1 protein-coding gene is annotated in these 695 nt (G+C 45.2%); it reads left to right on the forward strand.

Annotation, left to right across the window (positions count from 1 at the left end; translation table 11 throughout):
- On the forward strand, window positions 1-695 hold a 695-nt coding region (locus tag GJU43_RS22730), incomplete at both ends, for an Ig-like domain-containing protein (protein WP_305069180.1).

Genomic DNA, 695 nt, shown 5'->3' on the forward strand with positions numbered 1-695 from the left:
ATCGCAACTGATACTTGTGACGGTGATGTTTCGAATACTGTAAAAACAAGCGGAGCATTTGTTCCGTCAGAGACTTGTGCCAACGCAGGAACCTATACCAATACGTGGATCGTAAAAGACGATTGTGGAAATACTTCTGATACTTTCACGCAAGTGATTACTATCGAAGATACTACCGCGCCAACATGGACCACTGCGGCAGGTACTTTAAATGTAACGGTGCAATGCAGCGATGCTGAAGCCTTAACGGCTGCACAGGCACAATTCCCAATCGCAACCGATACCTGCGACGGTGATGTTTCGAATACTGTAAAAACAAGTGGCGTATTTGTTCCGTCAGAGACTTGCGCCAACGCAGGAACCTATACAAATACCTGGACCGTAAAAGACGATTGTGGAAATACTTCTGATACTTTCACGCAAATAATTACCATTGAAGATACTACCGCACCAACATGGACCACTCCGTCTGGTACTTTAAACGTAACGGTGCAATGCAGCGATGCTGAGGCTTTAACGACTGCACAGGCACAATTCCCTATCGCAACCGATACTTGTGACGGTGATGTTTCGAATAGTGTAAAAACAAGCGGAGCTTTTGTTCCGTCAGAGACTTGTGCCAACGCAGGAACCTATACCAATACGTGGATCGTAAAAGACGATTGTGGAAATACCTCCGATACTTTCACACAAAT

Origin of the sequence: Flavobacterium sp. LC2016-23, assembly GCF_009674775.1 — a bacterium.
Lineage (GTDB): Bacteria > Bacteroidota > Bacteroidia > Flavobacteriales > Flavobacteriaceae > Flavobacterium.